Annotated in this window: 15 protein-coding genes; 8 read left to right on the plus strand and 7 right to left on the minus strand. The window is 70.9% G+C overall.

Annotation, left to right across the window (positions count from 1 at the left end; all coding sequences use genetic code 11):
• Positions 1–69: 69 nt before the first annotated feature.
• The 5 genes from AB6L24_RS26935 to folE all read left to right on the plus strand — a co-directional run bounded on the left by AB6L24_RS26935 (position 70) and on the right by folE (position 5,959).
• The gene (locus AB6L24_RS26935) at positions 70–1,194 is read left to right on the plus strand and encodes a zinc-dependent metalloprotease (protein WP_405659342.1); all 1,125 of its coding nucleotides are present in this window, start codon (positions 70–72) and stop codon (positions 1,192–1,194) included.
• Positions 1,195–1,370: 176 nt separating this feature from the next.
• A complete protein-coding gene (tilS, locus tag AB6L24_RS26940; protein WP_405659344.1) occupies positions 1,371–2,420 on the plus strand; it encodes a tRNA lysidine(34) synthetase TilS in 1,050 nt (349 codons plus the stop codon).
• 65 nt (positions 2,421–2,485) lie between these two features.
• On the plus strand, positions 2,486–3,025 hold the full coding sequence (gene hpt, locus AB6L24_RS26945; RefSeq protein ID WP_030361055.1) for a hypoxanthine phosphoribosyltransferase: 540 nt from the start codon (positions 2,486–2,488) through the stop codon (positions 3,023–3,025).
• A 161-nt stretch (positions 3,026–3,186) separates the two neighbouring features.
• A complete protein-coding gene (ftsH, locus tag AB6L24_RS26950) occupies positions 3,187–5,232 on the plus strand; it encodes an ATP-dependent zinc metalloprotease FtsH (protein ID WP_405659346.1) in 2,046 nt (681 codons plus the stop codon).
• A 121-nt stretch (positions 5,233–5,353) separates the two neighbouring features.
• Positions 5,354–5,959, plus strand: coding sequence for a GTP cyclohydrolase I FolE (gene folE, locus AB6L24_RS26955; protein WP_030361053.1), 606 nt, complete (start codon positions 5,354–5,356; stop codon positions 5,957–5,959).
• Between the two features lie 91 nt (positions 5,960–6,050).
• On the opposite strand, the gene AB6L24_RS26960 is transcribed toward folE, so the two are convergent.
• The 6 genes from AB6L24_RS26960 to AB6L24_RS26985 form a co-directional block, all read right to left on the minus strand.
• Entirely contained in the window at positions 6,051–6,539 is a 489-nt protein-coding gene (locus tag AB6L24_RS26960) for a DUF3180 domain-containing protein (RefSeq protein WP_405659348.1), read from the minus strand.
• A 64-nt stretch (positions 6,540–6,603) separates the two neighbouring features.
• Entirely contained in the window at positions 6,604–7,200 is a 597-nt protein-coding gene (gene folK, locus AB6L24_RS26965; RefSeq protein WP_030361051.1) for a 2-amino-4-hydroxy-6-hydroxymethyldihydropteridine diphosphokinase, read from the minus strand.
• Positions 7,197–7,556 (minus strand): dihydroneopterin aldolase, encoded by a 360-nt coding sequence (folB, locus tag AB6L24_RS26970; RefSeq protein ID WP_030361050.1) that lies wholly within the window; start codon positions 7,554–7,556, stop codon positions 7,197–7,199. Before folB ends, folK begins: the two co-directional genes overlap by 4 nt.
• A gap of 177 nt (positions 7,557–7,733) precedes the next feature.
• Entirely contained in the window at positions 7,734–8,354 is a 621-nt protein-coding gene (locus tag AB6L24_RS26975) for a nuclear transport factor 2 family protein (RefSeq protein ID WP_405659351.1), read from the minus strand.
• On the minus strand, positions 8,351–9,229 hold the full coding sequence (folP, locus tag AB6L24_RS26980; RefSeq protein ID WP_087885278.1) for a dihydropteroate synthase: 879 nt from the start codon (positions 9,227–9,229) through the stop codon (positions 8,351–8,353). The genes AB6L24_RS26975 and folP overlap by 4 nt, the downstream gene beginning before the upstream one ends.
• Positions 9,230–9,259: 30 nt before the next feature.
• On the minus strand, positions 9,260–11,086 hold the full coding sequence (locus tag AB6L24_RS26985; RefSeq protein WP_405659353.1) for a phosphatidylglycerol lysyltransferase domain-containing protein: 1,827 nt from the start codon (positions 11,084–11,086) through the stop codon (positions 9,260–9,262).
• A gap of 241 nt (positions 11,087–11,327) precedes the next feature.
• On the opposite strand from AB6L24_RS26985, the gene AB6L24_RS26990 reads away from it, so the two are divergent.
• Positions 11,328–12,461: an alpha/beta hydrolase gene (locus tag AB6L24_RS26990; RefSeq protein ID WP_405659356.1), complete on the plus strand. Its 1,134-nt coding sequence runs from the start codon at positions 11,328–11,330 to the stop codon at positions 12,459–12,461.
• Positions 12,462–12,491: 30 nt separating this feature from the next.
• Here AB6L24_RS26990 and AB6L24_RS26995 read toward each other — a convergent pair whose 3' ends face one another.
• Positions 12,492–13,655 carry an ABC transporter ATP-binding protein gene (locus tag AB6L24_RS26995; protein WP_405659358.1) on the minus strand — a complete coding sequence of 388 codons (1,164 nt, stop codon included), beginning with the start codon at positions 13,653–13,655 and terminating at the stop codon, positions 12,492–12,494.
• 175 nt (positions 13,656–13,830) lie between these two features.
• Here AB6L24_RS26995 and AB6L24_RS27000 point away from each other — a divergent pair, with 175 nt between their 5' ends.
• Together AB6L24_RS27000 and AB6L24_RS27005 are read left to right on the plus strand one after the other, a co-directional pair.
• Positions 13,831–14,571, plus strand: coding sequence for an ABC transporter permease (locus AB6L24_RS27000; protein ID WP_405659360.1), 741 nt, complete (start codon positions 13,831–13,833; stop codon positions 14,569–14,571).
• Entirely contained in the window at positions 14,568–15,248 is a 681-nt protein-coding gene (locus tag AB6L24_RS27005; protein WP_087885282.1) for an ABC transporter permease, read from the plus strand. Before AB6L24_RS27000 ends, AB6L24_RS27005 begins: the two co-directional genes overlap by 4 nt.
• Positions 15,249–15,341: the final 93 nt, after the last annotated feature.

Raw genomic sequence — 15,341 nt, forward strand, 5'->3', positions numbered from 1 at the left:
CCCGCCCCGGCCGGACAACGGCGCCCCCAACCCCGTACGCGGGCGCAGCCGACCACGTACCGTTGACACATGACGAGCCTCGGTGGTGCGGAGATGGTCGACTGGAATCTCGCAGTGGCGACCGCCACGCGACTCGTGCGGCCGGGCCCGGAGGTGAGCCGCGACGAGGCCCGCGAGGTCGTCGCGGAACTCCGCAGGCACGCCAAGTCCTCGGAGGCGCACGTCCGTTCGTTCACGAGGATGGGCACGGAGGACATTCACGACACCCCCGTCCTCGTGGTGGACCGCGCGGGCTGGGTCCGGGCGAACGTGGCGGGCTTCAGGGAGGTCCTGAAGCCGCTCCTGGAGAAGATGAAGGACCGCAGGGGCAGCGGCCCGGGCGGCGCGGTCCTGGGCGCGGTCGGCGGCAAGGTGACGGGCGTGGAGCTGGGCATGCTCCTGTCGTTCCTGGCCTCCCGCGTCCTCGGCCAGTACGAGACGTTCGCCCCGGCGACGAGGGAGCTGCCCGCGGCGGGCAACGGCGGCGGCCGCCTCCTCCTGGTGGCACCGAACATCGTCCACGTGGAGCGCGAACTGGACGTGGACCCGCACGACTTCAGGCTCTGGGTGTGCCTGCACGAGGAGACGCACCGCACCCAGTTCTCGTCGGTGCCGTGGCTGCGCGACCACCTGGAGGGCGAGATCCAGTCGTTCCTCGGCGAGACCGAGGTCGACCCGATGACCGTCCTCGAACGCGTCCGCGAGGCCGCGCAGAGCCTGGCGGGCGGCCGCACGGACGGCGCGGAGGACGACGACGGCGGCCGCACGTTCGTGGAGCTCGTCCAGACCCCGGCCCAGCGCGAGATCCTGGCCCGCCTGACCGCCGTGATGTCCCTGCTCGAAGGGCACGCGGACTACGTGATGGACGGCGTCGGCCCCGACGTCGTACCGTCCGTGACGGAGATCAGGGAGAAGTTCAAGGAGCGCCGCCAGCGCGGCGCGAGCCGCCTCGACCAGGCGCTGCGCAAGCTCCTCGGCCTCGACGCCAAGCTGCGGCAGTACCGCGACGGCGAGCGGTTCGTGCGGGCGGTCGTGGAGGAGGTCGGCATGGACGGCTTCAACCGCGTGTGGACCTCTCCGAACACGCTTCCCACCAAGGCGGAGATCGCCAAACCGGCGGACTGGGTCGCGCGGGTGCACCGTAAGGCAGACTGAGCGAACAGACGCGGCCGACGGCAGGAGAACGCCCCCGCAATCACCCGTCCGAGGGACCGTGAGCCATGGGTAGGCGTGCAATGCTCGGGTAACGGCTCGGTTCTGTCACCATCGACACACTCTGAGTGACTGAACCGAGGCTCACCCCCCGAACTTCATGAAGGGAACCAACCGGAATGGGTCCCCATCCTGCGGTCGCGGCGATACGCCTGGCGGTCCGCCGCGTACTTCACGACGTACTGACCGACGTAGCCACCCGGCGCACCCTCACCCCGCACTCCGCCGTCCCCCGCCCCCCGCACGAGCAGCCGCCCCCGCCGCTCGTGCTCGTGGCGTGCTCCGGCGGCGCCGACTCCATGGCGCTCGCCTCCGCACTGGCCTTCGAAGCCCCCAAGCTCGGCATCCGCGCCGGCGCGGTGACCGTCGACCACGGCCTGCAGCCCGGCTCCGACCTGCGCGCCGCCGAGGTCGTCACCCGCATGACCGCGCTCGGCCTCGACCCCATCGAGTCCCTGGTGGTGCACGTCGGCCGCGACGGCGGCCCTGAGGCCGCCGCCCGCGACGCGAGGTACGCGGCCCTCGACGACGCCGCCGAGCGCCACGACGCCGCCGCCGTCCTGCTCGGGCACACCCGCGACGACCAGGCGGAGACAGTTCTGCTCGGCCTCGCCCGCGGCTCCGGCATCCGCTCCCTGTCGGGCATGGCCGCGGTCTCGGGGGCCGGTGGCCGCTACCGCAGGCCGTTCCTGCACCTGGACCGCCAGACCGCCCGCAAGGCCTGCATGGTGCAGTCCCTGCCGGTCTGGGACGACCCGCACAACGCCGACCCCGCCTACACCCGCTCCCGGCTGCGGCACGAAGGCCTGCCCGCCCTGGAGAAGGCGCTCGGCAAGGGCGTCGTGGAAGCCCTCGCGCGCACCGCGCAGCTCTCCCGCGACGACGCGGACGCCCTCGACGCCTGGGCCGCCCAGGCCGAGTCGTCCGTGCGGGACGCCGGCGGCCTCCTGGAGTGCGCGAAGCTGTACGCGCTGCCGCCCGCGGTGCGCCGCCGCATCGTGCGCCGCGCGGCCATCGAGGCGGGCGCCCCGGCCGGCGCGCTGTTCGCCCGGCACATCGAAGAGGTGGACCGGCTGATCACCGGCTGGCGCGGCCAGGGAGCCATCAATCTCCCGGGCAAAGTCGTCGCACAGCGGCAGGGTGGCAGACTGGTCATCCGGCAAGGCTGACTGGGGAGCGTTTTCCCGACCGGCCGGTGGGACGACCGAAAGTGATACGGGTGGACGCGAACGACATGGGCACCGACCTTCAGTCGGTGCTCATCACCAAGGAAGAGATCGACGCGAAGCTGGCCGAGCTGGCCGCGAAGATCGACGCGGAGTACGCGGGCAAGGACCTGCTGATCGTCGGTGTGCTCAAGGGCGCCGTGATGGTCATGGCGGACCTGGCGCGCGCGCTGTCCACGCCGCTCACGATGGACTGGATGGCGGTGTCCTCCTACGGCGCCGGTACGCAGTCCTCCGGCGTGGTCCGCATCCTCAAGGACCTCGACACCGACATCAAGGGCAAGCACGTCCTGATCGTCGAGGACATCATCGACTCCGGCCTGACACTGTCCTGGCTGCTCTCCAACCTCGGCTCGCGCGAGCCCGCCTCGCTGAAGGTGTGCACGCTCCTGCGCAAGCCCGAGGCCGCGAAGGTCGCGATCGACGTGGAGTGGGTCGGCTTCGACATCCCGAACGAGTTCGTCGTCGGGTACGGCCTGGACTACGCCGAGAAGTACCGCAACCTCCCGTTCGTCGGAACGTTGGCTCCGCACGTGTACGGCGGCTGACTTCCCGGGAACCCTCAGCCGCTTCCCGCCGTTGGAGCATGCGAAGGCGGGATTGCCAGCCGTCCCGTGCGGCTTCGGGTGACAATGCTGGGGTACCGTCCGAAGAACAGTCTTAATCAATCTCACTATGGCAGGAGGTACGGAGCGTCATCGCTCCGTGGATGGACGTGAAGCGATACTTCCGTGGGCCAGTCATGTGGATTGTGCTGGCCGTCCTTGCCGTGGTCGTGTTGATGCAGGTCGTCGGTTCGTCCGGTGGCTATAAGACGGTGGACACTGGCCAGGTCGTGCAGGCCATCGACGACAACAAGGTCGAGTCGGCCAAGCTCACCACCGGTGACGATCACACCATCAAGGTGGAGCTCAAGGACGGCCAGAAGGTCAAGGGCAGCAGCAAGATCCAGGCGAGCTACATCGGCGACCAGGGCGTCGAGCTCGCCAAGACGCTGCAGGCCAAATACGAGGACAAGCAGATTCCGGACGGTTACACCGTCTCCCCGTCGAAGCAGAACCCCTTCGTCGGCATCCTGCTGTCCCTTCTCCCGTTCGTCCTCATCGTCGTCGTGTTCCTGTTCCTGATGAATCAGATGCAGGGCGGCGGCAGCCGGGTCATGAACTTCGGCAAGTCCAAGGCGAAGCTCATCACCAAGGACACCCCGAAGACGACGTTCGCCGACGTCGCGGGTTCCGACGAGGCCGTCGAGGAACTCCACGAGATCAAGGAGTTCCTCCAGGAGCCGGCGAAGTTCCAGGCCGTCGGCGCCAAGATTCCCAAGGGCGTGCTGCTCTACGGCCCGCCCGGTACGGGCAAGACCCTGCTCGCGCGCGCCGTCGCGGGCGAGGCGGGCGTCCCGTTCTACTCGATCTCGGGTTCCGACTTCGTCGAGATGTTCGTCGGTGTCGGTGCCTCCCGAGTGCGTGACCTGTTCGAGCAGGCCAAGGCGAACGCCCCGGCGATCGTCTTCGTCGACGAGATCGACGCCGTCGGCCGACACCGCGGTGCCGGTCTCGGCGGTGGCCACGACGAGCGCGAGCAGACGCTCAACCAGCTGCTCGTCGAGATGGACGGCTTCGACGTGAAGGGCGGCGTCATCCTGATCGCCGCCACGAACCGCCCGGACATCCTCGACCCGGCGCTCCTGCGCCCCGGCCGTTTCGACCGGCAGATCGCCGTCGACCGCCCGGACATGCAGGGCCGTCTGGAGATCCTCAAGGTTCACCAGAAGGGCAAGCCGGTCGCCCCGGACGTCGACCTGGGCGCGGTCGCCCGTCGTACGCCGGGCTTCACGGGCGCCGACCTGTCGAACGTGCTGAACGAGGCCGCGCTGCTCACCGCGCGCAGCAACCAGAAGCTGATCGACAACCACATGCTGGACGAGGCCATCGACCGCGTCGTGGCGGGCCCGCAGAAGCGGACCCGGATCATGTCCGACAAGGAGAAGAAGATCACCGCGTACCACGAGGGCGGACACGCCCTGGTCGCGGCGGCTTCTCCGAACTCGGACCCGGTCCACAAGATCACGATTCTGTCGCGCGGCCGCGCCCTCGGCTACACCATGGTCCTGCCGGACGAGGACAAGTACTCGACCACGCGCAACGAGATGCTCGACCAGCTGGCGTACATGCTGGGCGGGCGCGCGGCCGAGGAGCTGGTCTTCCACGACCCGACCACCGGTGCCGCCAACGACATCGAGAAGGCCACGGCCACCGCTCGCGCGATGGTCACGCAGTACGGCATGACCGAGCGTCTGGGCGCGATCAAGTTCGGCGGCGACAACACCGAGCCGTTCCTCGGGCGCGAGATGGCGCACCAGCGGGACTACTCGGAAGAGGTCGCGGCGCTGGTCGACGAAGAGGTCAAGAAGCTCATCGAGACCGCGCACAACGAGGCCTGGGAGATCCTCGTCGAGAACCGCGACGTTCTCGACAACCTGGTCCTCCAGCTCCTGGAGCGGGAGACGCTCGGCAAGGAGGAGATCGCTGAGATCTTCGCCCCGATCGTCAAGCGCCCGGCCCGTCCGGCCTGGACGGGCTCCACCCGGCGTACGCCGTCGACACGTCCGCCGGTGCTCTCGCCGAAGGAACTGTCGCTGACGAACGGCGCGAACGGTGCCACCCCCGCGGTGACCGCCGGAGCGACCGGAGCGACCGGCACGAGCGAGACCCAGTCCCTCGAAGTGGCCCCTGAGGACCGCCCCGAGAGCTGAGCCACATCCCGTCCCGGGCGCTCCACCAGGCCCGGAATGGATGCCGCGCCCCCCAGGTTCTAGCCTGGGGGGCGCGGCTGTTTTCGGCCGCCCGCACACAGGACCCAGGAACGAGGCACAGATGACCGACCCCGTGACGCTGGACGGCGAGGGCACGATCGGCGAGTTCGACGAGAAGCGGGCCGAGAACGCCGTGCGGGAGCTGCTCATCGCGGTCGGCGAGGACCCGGACCGCGAGGGCCTGCGGGAGACTCCGGGGCGGGTGGCGCGCGCCTACAAGGAGATATTCGCGGGCCTGTGGCAGGAGCCCGAGGACGTCCTGACGACGACGTTCGACCTGGGACACGACGAGATGGTCCTGGTGAAGGACATCGAGGTGATGAGTTCCTGCGAACACCACCTCGTGCCGTTCGTCGGCGTCGCCCACGTCGGGTACATCCCGTCCTCCGACGGCAAGATCACCGGCCTGTCGAAGCTCGCCCGGCTCGTCGACGTCTACGCCCGCCGTCCGCAGGTCCAGGAGCGGCTGACCACGCAGATCGCGGACTCCCTGATGCAGATCCTGGAGCCGCGCGGGGTCATCGTCGTGGTGGAGTGCGAGCACATGTGCATGACCATGCGCGGTGTCCGCAAGCCCGGCGCGAAGACGATCACGTCGGCGGTGCGGGGGCAGCTGCGGGACCCGGCGACGCGCAACGAGGCGATGAGCCTGATCATGGCGCGCTAGAGCGGCTGCGGGCGGGTGTCGGTCCGACGCCCGCCCGGCGCGGCACCCGCGCCCGGCGCGGCACCCGCGCCCGGCGCGGGCCGTACCGGTGTCACACGGCGGGGCTCGCCCCGCCGTGTTCGTCGTCTCCGTCCTCCGGGAGCTTGCAGACCCGCTCCAGGAAGAAGGCGGCCGCTATCACGCCGATGCCCGCGAGGACCGAGAATCCGGCGTAGTACGCCTGGTCCCGGCGGGCGGGGATGTCCAGGAACTCCAGCATGAAGACGCCCACGCCGCCGTACATCCCGCAGACCAGGGCGGCGACCAGGGCGCTCGCCTGGCCGAAGACGACCGCGCGGGCGGCCATCAGGGGCTCGACGCCCTTCGCGCCGGGGCGCCGCTCGCGCTGGGCCTTCAGGCGGGCGCGCAGCGAGATCGCCGTGGCGAGCAGCACCACGGCGATCAGCGCGAGGACGATGGGCGCGGCCAGGGGCACCCGGGGCAGCGTGCCCACGGAGTCCCAGAGCCGGGCCCCCGCCCAGGACAGCACTCCGGCGACGGCGAAGAGGCCGGCCAGCATCCTCACGCGCAATTGCTTCATTCCGGCGGTCGCCCCTTATGTTCCTTGCCGTGTTTGTTGTGCCGTCGTGCTGTGGACCTAACGATTACTCGGGCAGCCGGAGTTCCAGGTCGACGCGCGGCGCGACGCCCTCGCGGCCGACCCCGGCGAGCAGCTCCGCGACCGGCCCGCGGCCCGCGAGCTGTGCCTCGGGCTCGACGTCGTGCCACGGGGCGAGGACGAAGGCCCGCTCGTGCGCCCGCGGGTGGGGGAGCGTCAGGACCGGGTCGTCGGAGACCACGTCGGCGTACGCGACGATGTCGACGTCGATCGTGCGCGGGCCCCAGCGCTCGTCCCTGACGCGGTGGAAGGCCTCCTCGACGGCGTGCGCGCGCTCCAGGAGCGAGGCCGGGGGGAGCGTCGTCTTCACGACCACCACGGCGTTGAAGTACGACGGCTGGGAGCCGGGCTCGACGCCCCAGGGCTCGGTCTCGTACACCGGGGAGACCGCCTTGACCCGCAGGCCGGGGGTGTCCTCCAGGGCGTCGACGGCGCCCTGGAGGGTCTCCAGGCGGTTGCCCAGGTTCGACCCGAGGGAGATCACCGCGCGCTGGGGGTTGGAGAGCGTGGTGTCGGCGGCGTCCACCTGCTCCACGACGGACGTGGGGACCGGCTGGACGGTGGGGTCGCTGTGGGGGGTCATACGCGGCTCCGGGTGATGGTGACGGTCACGTCGTCGAACGGGACGGTGATCGGGGCGTCCGGTTTGTGGACCGTGACCTCGACCTCCAGGACGCCGTCGTGCTTCAGGCAGGCCTGGGCGATGCGCTCGGAGAGCGTCTCGATGAGGTTCACCGGCTCGCCCTCGACGACGGCCACGACCTCCTCCGCCACGATGCCGTAGTGCACGGTCTTCGCCAGGTCGTCGTCGGCCGCGGCCGCCCGGGTGTCCAGGCCGAGGACCAGGTCCACGATGAAGGTCTGGCCCTCCTCGCGTTCCCGCGGGTACACACCGTGGTGCCCGCGCGCCTTCAGGCCACGCAGCGCGACACGATCCACGCGAATCACTCCTGACAGTCGTCGGTATCGGCCGGTTCCGCCGAGTGCGGTCGGCACACCAGCCACATTCGAATCTACCTGCGAGCACCGACAGTGTTCGCCCGCGGGGGCCGCCGGACGGCCCTCCCACGACGGTTCGCGGGTGCCCCTACCCACTCGGCGGCAGCCCGCCACCACTCATGCGGGTGTCTCGTCGTCCTCTTCGTCACCGGATTCGGCAAGCACGGGTGACGCGTGGTGCGACCACAGCTTCCAGCCGTCGGCCGTGCGCCGGAACACGTTCGTGGCGACCACGAGCTGGCCCACGAGCGGCCCCAGCTCGTCGCCCTCCTGCGGCGCCGGGCCCCCGCTGAGGATGTTCTCCGTGCAGGTCACCAGGGCCGTGTCCCCGGCCACGCTGACGCGCAGGTCGGTGAGGAAGAACTGGATGTACTCGGTGTTGGCCATGATCAGGGCGTACGACCTGAGGACCTCGCCGCGGCCCGTGAGCACCGGCCAGCCGGGGTGCACGCAGGAGATCGCGGGCCCGTCCGACGCCGCGTCCGCGCCGTCTTCGCCGTCGTCGGCGCTGTCCGGGTCGGCGGTCCTGCCGGGGCCGTCGGGGTCCCCGGCGGGCGCCGTGCCCGCGCCGGTGTCGCCGTCCGGGTCCTGGGGCCCGGTGTACGTCTCCGCGTCCGCGAGGTCCGCGGCGTCCAGCCACAGGTCCGAGACGCCGTCGAAGTCACCGCGTTCCAAGGCTTCGTAGAAGGCGGTGTTGGCGAGCTCGACCTGCTCGACATCCGTCCGCGCGCGCGTCACTGAGCGCCCGCCTCCCCGGCCGCGCCGGTGACCGCACGCGCGACCCGCACCGCGTCCGCCGTGGCCCGCACCTCGTGCACCCGCACCGCCCAGGCGCCCTGGTGCGCGGCGATCGCGGACACGGCCGCCGTGGCCGCGTCGCGCTCCCGCGCGGGCGGCGGCGCGCCCTCGGGGCCCGCGAGGACCCGGCCGAGGAAACGCTTGCGGGACGCGGCGACCAGGACGGGCCGGCCGAGCGTGTGCAGGCGGTTCAGATGGGCGAGGAGCGCCAGGTCGTGCTCGGCGTCCTTGGAGAAGCCGAGTCCGGGGTCGACGACGATGCGCTCCGGGGCGATCCCGCCGTCGATGGCGGCCGCCACGCGCGCGTGGAGCTCGTCGACGACTTCGGAGACCACGTCCGCGTACACGGGGCGGGCGTGGATGTCGGCGAGGAAGCCGCGCCAGTGCATGACCACGAACGGCGCCTGGGCGGCCGCGACCGACGGCACCATGTCCGGGTCGGCGAGGCCTCCGGAGACGTCGTTCACGAGCACCGCGCCCGCGGCGAGCGCCTCGCGGGCCACCCGTGCCCGCATGGTGTCCACGGAGACCGTGACGCCCTCGGCGGCCAGGCCCCGTACGACGGGGACGACGCGCCGCAGCTCCTCGTCCTCGTCCACGCGCGAGGCGCCGGGGCGGGTCGACTCACCGCCCACGTCGACCAGGTCGGCGCCCTGGGCGACCAGGTCGATGCCGTGCTTGACGGCGGCCGTGGTGTCGAACCACCGGCCGCCGTCGGAGAAGGAGTCGGGGGTCACGTTCACCACCCCCATGACCGCACAGCGGTCCCACTGAGGCAGCCCTGCGACCGTTCCCCGCCCGCGCAACGTACTCATGCCTCAAGCCTAGGCCCGAGCGGACGGCGGCTATGCCGCGCGTACCTCCCGCTCGGCGGTCGGGGCCGTCTGGTGCGGGCAGGGGCGGCGCTGCGCGATGGCACGGCGCAGGAAGCGCGGCAGGCCGAACGTCACGAATCCCTCGGCCTGCATCGCCGCGAAGCCGATCCGCGGCAGGTCGCGGCTGGAGCGGTAGACGACGAAGCGGGGCTCCCAGCGCGGCCGGAACTTGGCGTTGAACTTGTACAGCGACTCGATCTGGAACCAGCGCGAGAGGAACACGAGCAGCCCGCGCCAGGCCCGCAGGACCGGGCCCGCGCCCAGCTTCTCGCCGCGGGCGAGCGCGGCGCGGAACATCGCGAAGTTCAGGGAGATCCGCTCGATGCCGAGCTTCGGCGCGGCCTGCAGGGCGGCGACGATGAGCAGCTCGTTCATGCCCGGGTCGGCCGAGCGGTCGCGGCGCATCAGCTCCAGGGACACGCCGTCCTTGCCCCACGGCACGAAGTGGATGACGGCCTTCAGGTCGCCGTAGGGTCCGGGCTTCTCGTCGGCCTTGTGGGCCGTCGCGATCAGGCAGTCGCCGTCGTTCGGGTCGCCGATGCGGCCGAGGGCCATGGAGAAGCCGCGCTCGGTGTCGGTGCCGCGCCAGTCCTCGGCGGCGCGCTGGATGCGCTCCAGCTCCTTCTCGCCGAGGTCACGGATGCGCCGTACGCGCGTCTCGTAGCCATTGCGCTCGATCCGCTTGACCATCTGGCGCACGTTGCGCATCGCGCGCCCGGACAGGGAGAAATCCGCGACATCCACCACCGCCTCGTCCCCGAGCTCCAGGGCGTCCAGGCCCGTCTCGCGGGTCCAGACCTCGCCGCCGGTCTCGGAGCAGCCCATGACGGCGGGCGTCCAGGAGTGCGCCTTGGCCTCGTCCATGAAGCGCTCGATGGCGCCCGGCCAGGCCTCCACGTCGCCGATCGGGTCGCCTGAGGCGAGCATCACACCGGAGACGACGCGGTAGGTGACGGCGGCCTTGCCGCTGGGCGAGAACACGACGCCCTTGTCGCGGCGGAGCGCGAAGTGGCCGAGCGAGTCCCGGCCGCCGTGCTTGGCGAGCAGCTCGCGCAGCCGGCTCTCGTCGTCCTGGGTGAGCCGCGCCGCCGGGTGCTCGGGGCGGAAGGCCAGGTAGATGGTGGTGAGGGCGGTCAGCATGCCGAGGGCGCCGAGGGAGAAGCCGACCGTCCAGGAGGTCCTGCCGGTGTAGCCGACGGGTCCCTCGAAGCCGAAGAGGCCGTACAGGACGTGCGCGAGCCGGTCCGCGATCCCCGGGTCGCCGACCACCTTGTCCGGGTGGACGCTGACGATGACCAGGCCGAGCGCGATGGAGCCGGCGCCGAGGAGCACGAAGTTGGCGAGGGCGCGCCAGCGGCTGCGCGGGTCGGGCAGCGCGGCGAACTCACGGCGGTGGCGCAGCAGCAGCGCGAGGAGCGCGAGCGAGATCGCCGCGCCGATGAAGGAGTGCCGGTACGTGAACTGCGCCACCGCGCCCGCGGGCAGCAGCACCACCGCGGCGCGCCACGCCCGGCGCTTGTGCCGCCGCAGGCCGTGCGCGAGCAGGAGCAGCAGGACGCCGCAGCTCAGCGCGAGCGCGGCCGCGAAGGGGCCGAGCGCGCCCGGCAGGACCTCCGCGAAGGTGTGAAGCCGACTGCGCCGGAAGCGGGGGAACACACCGGCCGCGATGTTCAGCAGCGCGACCAGGGTGCAGATTCTCGCTGCGAGGACCGGGACGGCTTCGGGGCGGGGGCCGCGGAAGAACCGGCGCAGCCCCCGGTCGCTGCCGTCGTCGCCTCCTGGAACCGCACCCGACATTTCCCCATCTATCCTGACAGACATCGCATCCCGTAGTTCTGCGAGAGAGCTTCCATCCGGTGCCAAAGGTGGCGTCCGGTGATATTGCGCCCTCTAGGACGGTCCTTCGGGGACACGGGTTCACTCCCGGCCGGAAAACCGGTGTAAAGCTGGCGGAAAAGGAACGTCGCCCCTCTGGAGCCGACGGTTCCGCCCCCCCCCCGGGAAGAGAACAGGCAGAAAGCGCAGGCAGGATCATCCCATGGGTCTGACGAGCAATAATGTGCTGGCACTTGCGGTAGCGCTGGCCGTGCTGCTGTTCATCGGCACGATCTGGCTCTGGCCGCGGCTCGCACGCCGCAGCTGGCGCGCCATCACCGGCCGCGTCGGACTGCTGCTCGCCACACAGCTGGCCGTCTTCGCGTCGGTCGGCCTCTCCGCCAACCAGGCGTTCGGCTTCTACGCCACCTGGGCCGACCTCTTCGGCCAGGAGACGGCGCAGGGCGTGGTCGTCGACCACGACGCCATGAAGGGCGAGAAGGGTCCCGTCCGGGTGGTCGACACCAAGTCCGTGGACGTACCCGGCGGCGGCATCCCCCGCATGGGCGGACAGATCCAGAAGATCGACATCCAGGGCCGGAACTCCAAGATCGCGAGCCCGGCGTACGTGTATCTGCCGCCGGAGTACTTCCAGCCGCAGTACAAGCACCGCACCTTCCCCGCGGCCGCCGTCCTCACCGGCTACCCCGGCACCGCGGAAGCCCTCATCAAGGGCCTGCACTACCCGCAGACGGCCCACCGGCAGGTCAAGGACGGCAAGATGCAGCCGATGATCCTGGTCATGCTGCGGCCGACGGTGGCACCGCCCCGGGACACCGAGTGCGTGGACATCCCCGGCGGCCCGCAGTCCGAGACGTTCTTCGCCAAGGACCTGCCCGACGCCATCACCGACCACTACCGCGTCGGCAAGAAGCCCGACAGCTGGGGCATCATCGGCGACTCCACGGGCGGCTACTGCGCCCTGAAGCTGGCCATGCACCACCCCGACGTGTACGGCGCCGGAGTCGGCCTCTCCGCGTACTACAAGGCGGCCCAGGACGTGACGACCGGGAACCTGTTCCACGGGGACGAGGACCTGGAGCGCCGCGCGGACCTCATGTGGTACCTCGACCACATGCCGCCGCCCAAGACCTCCCTCCTCGTGACCACCAGCAAGAAGGGCGAGGGGAACTTCAAGGACACCAAGAAGTTCATCGACAAGGTCAAGGCGCCGACCCGGGTGTCGTCGATCACCCTGGAGAGCGGCGGCCACAACTTCAACACCTGGCGGCGCGAGATCCCGGCGTCGCTGGTGTGGATGAGCGGACGGCTGACCGGAGGGTCGGACGTGCGCTGACGCCCGGCGCGCGGCGTGCGGTGCCGGGGGTCAGGCTCCCGGCACCGACGCCACCGTCTCCAGCTCCACCTCCTCGCGCGGGATGTCCCGCGCGTCCGCCGCCGTCGAGCGGCGCAGCGCCTCGTGCAGCCGGGCCGGGGTGAGCACCCCGAGGAAGCGGCCCTCGCTCTTCTCGTCGATGACCGCGATCCAGCCCGCGTCGTGCTGGAGCATCGTCGAGAACGCCTGCTTCAGGCTCGCGCCCACCGGCAGCCAGGCCTCCATGCGGCGGGCGTGCTCGCGCACCGTGCCCTTGCCCACGCGCGCGTGCTCCGCGGAGAGCCAGCCGTGCAGGTTGTTCTCGCCGTCCAGGACGACGGCCCAGCGGGCGTCCGAGGCGAACTCCTTGGGCAGCGGGTCGTCGAGGTGCACGACGGGCGGCTGCTCCAGGTCGCCCTCCTCGATGGGGGTCACCGAGAGCCGCTTCAGGCCCCGGTCCGCGCCCACGAAGTCGGCGACGTACTCGGTCGCGGGCGCGCCGAGGACCGTCGAGGGGGTGTCGAACTGCTCGATGCGGCCGCTTCCGTAGACGGCGATGCGGTCGCCGAGGCGGACGGCCTCCTCGATGTCGTGCGTGACGAAGAGCACGGTCTTGCGCACGGCCTGCTGGAGGCGGAGGAACTCGTTCTGCAGGTGCTCGCGCACCACCGGGTCGACCGCGCCGAAGGGCTCGTCCATCAGGAGCACCGGCGGGTCGGCCGCGAGGGCCCGGGCCACGCCGACGCGTTGGCGCTGGCCGCCGGAGAGCTGCTCGGGGTAGCGGCCGCCGAAGGTCGCGGGGTCGAGGCCGACCAGGTCGAGGAGTTCGGCGGCGCGCTCGCGGGCCTTCGCGCGCTTCACGCCGAGCAGGTGCGGGACGGTCGCCGTGTTGTCCAGGACCGTCTTGTGCGGGAACAGGCCGACCTGCTGGATGACATAGCCGATGCGGCGCCTCAGTTGCACGGGGTCGATTCCGGATATGTCGTCGCCGTCGAGGAATATCCGCCCGTCGGTGGGCTCGATGAGCCGGTTCACCATTTTCATCGTCGTGGTCTTGCCGCAGCCCGACGGGCCGACGAGCGTGACCAGTTCACCCTCGCCCACCTCGAAGGACAGGTCGTCGACGGCCGTCGTGCCGTCCGCGTACCGCTTGGTCACGTTCTCGAACCGGATCATGATTCCCCATTGTGGCGCGTGTTCTGTGAAGGCCGTGTTGCGCCGGCACGAAGAGCCTCTCTGCGTCTCGGTGATTGTCAGTGCTCGGGGTTAGGGTCGCCAGACAGCGGAACATGTGGCTTTCCGCACGTGCAGGGGCGGGCATGGTGACGGGCTTTCGGGGGAGGCGGGGCGGGTGAGCAAGCGCGACTGCCTGGTGGCGAACGACTGGATCTGCGGTGAGTACGTCCGTTCCCGCAGCCAGGAATTGATCGACGCGACGGTGGAGCACGTGGCGATCACGGCTTCCTCGGTGGCGATCGGGGTGGCGGTCGCACTGCCCCTCGCGCTGCTCGCGCGCCGCTGGCGGTTCCTCGCGGCCCCGATTCTCGGCGTGACCACCGTGTTGTACTCGATTCCCTCCCTGGCGATGTTCTCGCTGCTGCTTCCGTTCTTCGGCCTGTCGGCGTCCCTGGTCGTCACGGGCCTCGTGCTGTATTCGCTGACGATCCTCGTGCGGAACATCCTCGCGGGACTCCAGGCGGTTCCCGAAGAAGCCAGAGAAGCCGCCAAGGGGATGGGATACGGCCCGCTGCGGCTCCTCTGGGAAGTGGAATTGCCTCTCGCACTTCCGGCGTTGCTCGCGGGCGTGCGGATCACGACGGTCTCCACGGTCGCGCTCACCACCGTCGGCGCCATCGTGGACTACGGCGGCCTCGGCACGCTGATCCTCGACGGCCTCGACACCCAGTTCAAGGCGCAGGTGCTCACGGCGTCGGCGCTGTGCGTCGCGCTCGCCGTCGCGGCCGACCTGCTGCTCCTCGCGCTCCAGCGGCTCCTGACGCCCTGGACGCGAGCCCATCGAATACGACCGGGCCGCTTCGCGCGCAAGGCGGACGCGGCCAAGAGCGTGGCCAAGGTGGCTGAGCCCGTATGAACGCGATATCCGGTGCCTACGACTGGCTGACCACGTCCGCCAACTGGCAGGGCGAGAAGGGGGTGTGGCACCGGCTCGCCGAGCATCTGTACTTCAGCGGCGTGTGCCTCGCCGTGGCCTGCCTGATCGCGCTGCCGCTCGCCATGCTGCTCGGCCACATCGGCAAGGGCGGCGCGCTCGCGGTCAACATCTCCAACGTGGGCCGTGCGGTGCCCACGCTCGCCGTCCTCATCCTGCTCACGCTCACCCCGCTCGGCGAGCACGGGGACCTGCCGACGCTCATCGCGCTCGTCCTCTTCGCCGTGCCGCCGCTGCTCACCAACGCCTACATCGGCATGCGCGAGGTGGACCGGTCGGTGGTCGAGGCGGCGCGCGGCATGGGCATGAGCGGGGGGCAGGTGTTCGCCCGCGTCGAACTGCCCCTTGCGTACCCGATGGTCATGACGGGCGTCCGGTCGGCGGCGGTGCAGGTCGTGGCCACGGCGACGCTCGCCGCGATGGCGGGGGAGGGGGGCCTCGGGCGGATCATCACGGCCGGGTTCAACCTCCAGAACACCCCGCAGGTCGTCGCGGGCGCCTTCCTGGTGGCGCTGCTCGCGCTGGCCGTGGAGGGCGTCCTGGTCCTTGCCGGGTGGGTCTTCGATCCGATGCGGGGGCGGTCCCGTGTGAGCGAGTGAGGGGCGGGGCGCTCGGTGTCGGCTCCGGCCCGCGCGGCTCCACCGGTGTCGGCTCCGCCCGTTCGGGCCGGGGCCCTGCTTGACGCTTGATGT

The organism is Streptomyces sp. RK9 (genome assembly GCF_045070545.1).
Classification (GTDB): Bacteria; Actinomycetota; Actinomycetes; order Streptomycetales; family Streptomycetaceae; genus Streptomyces; species Streptomyces alboflavus.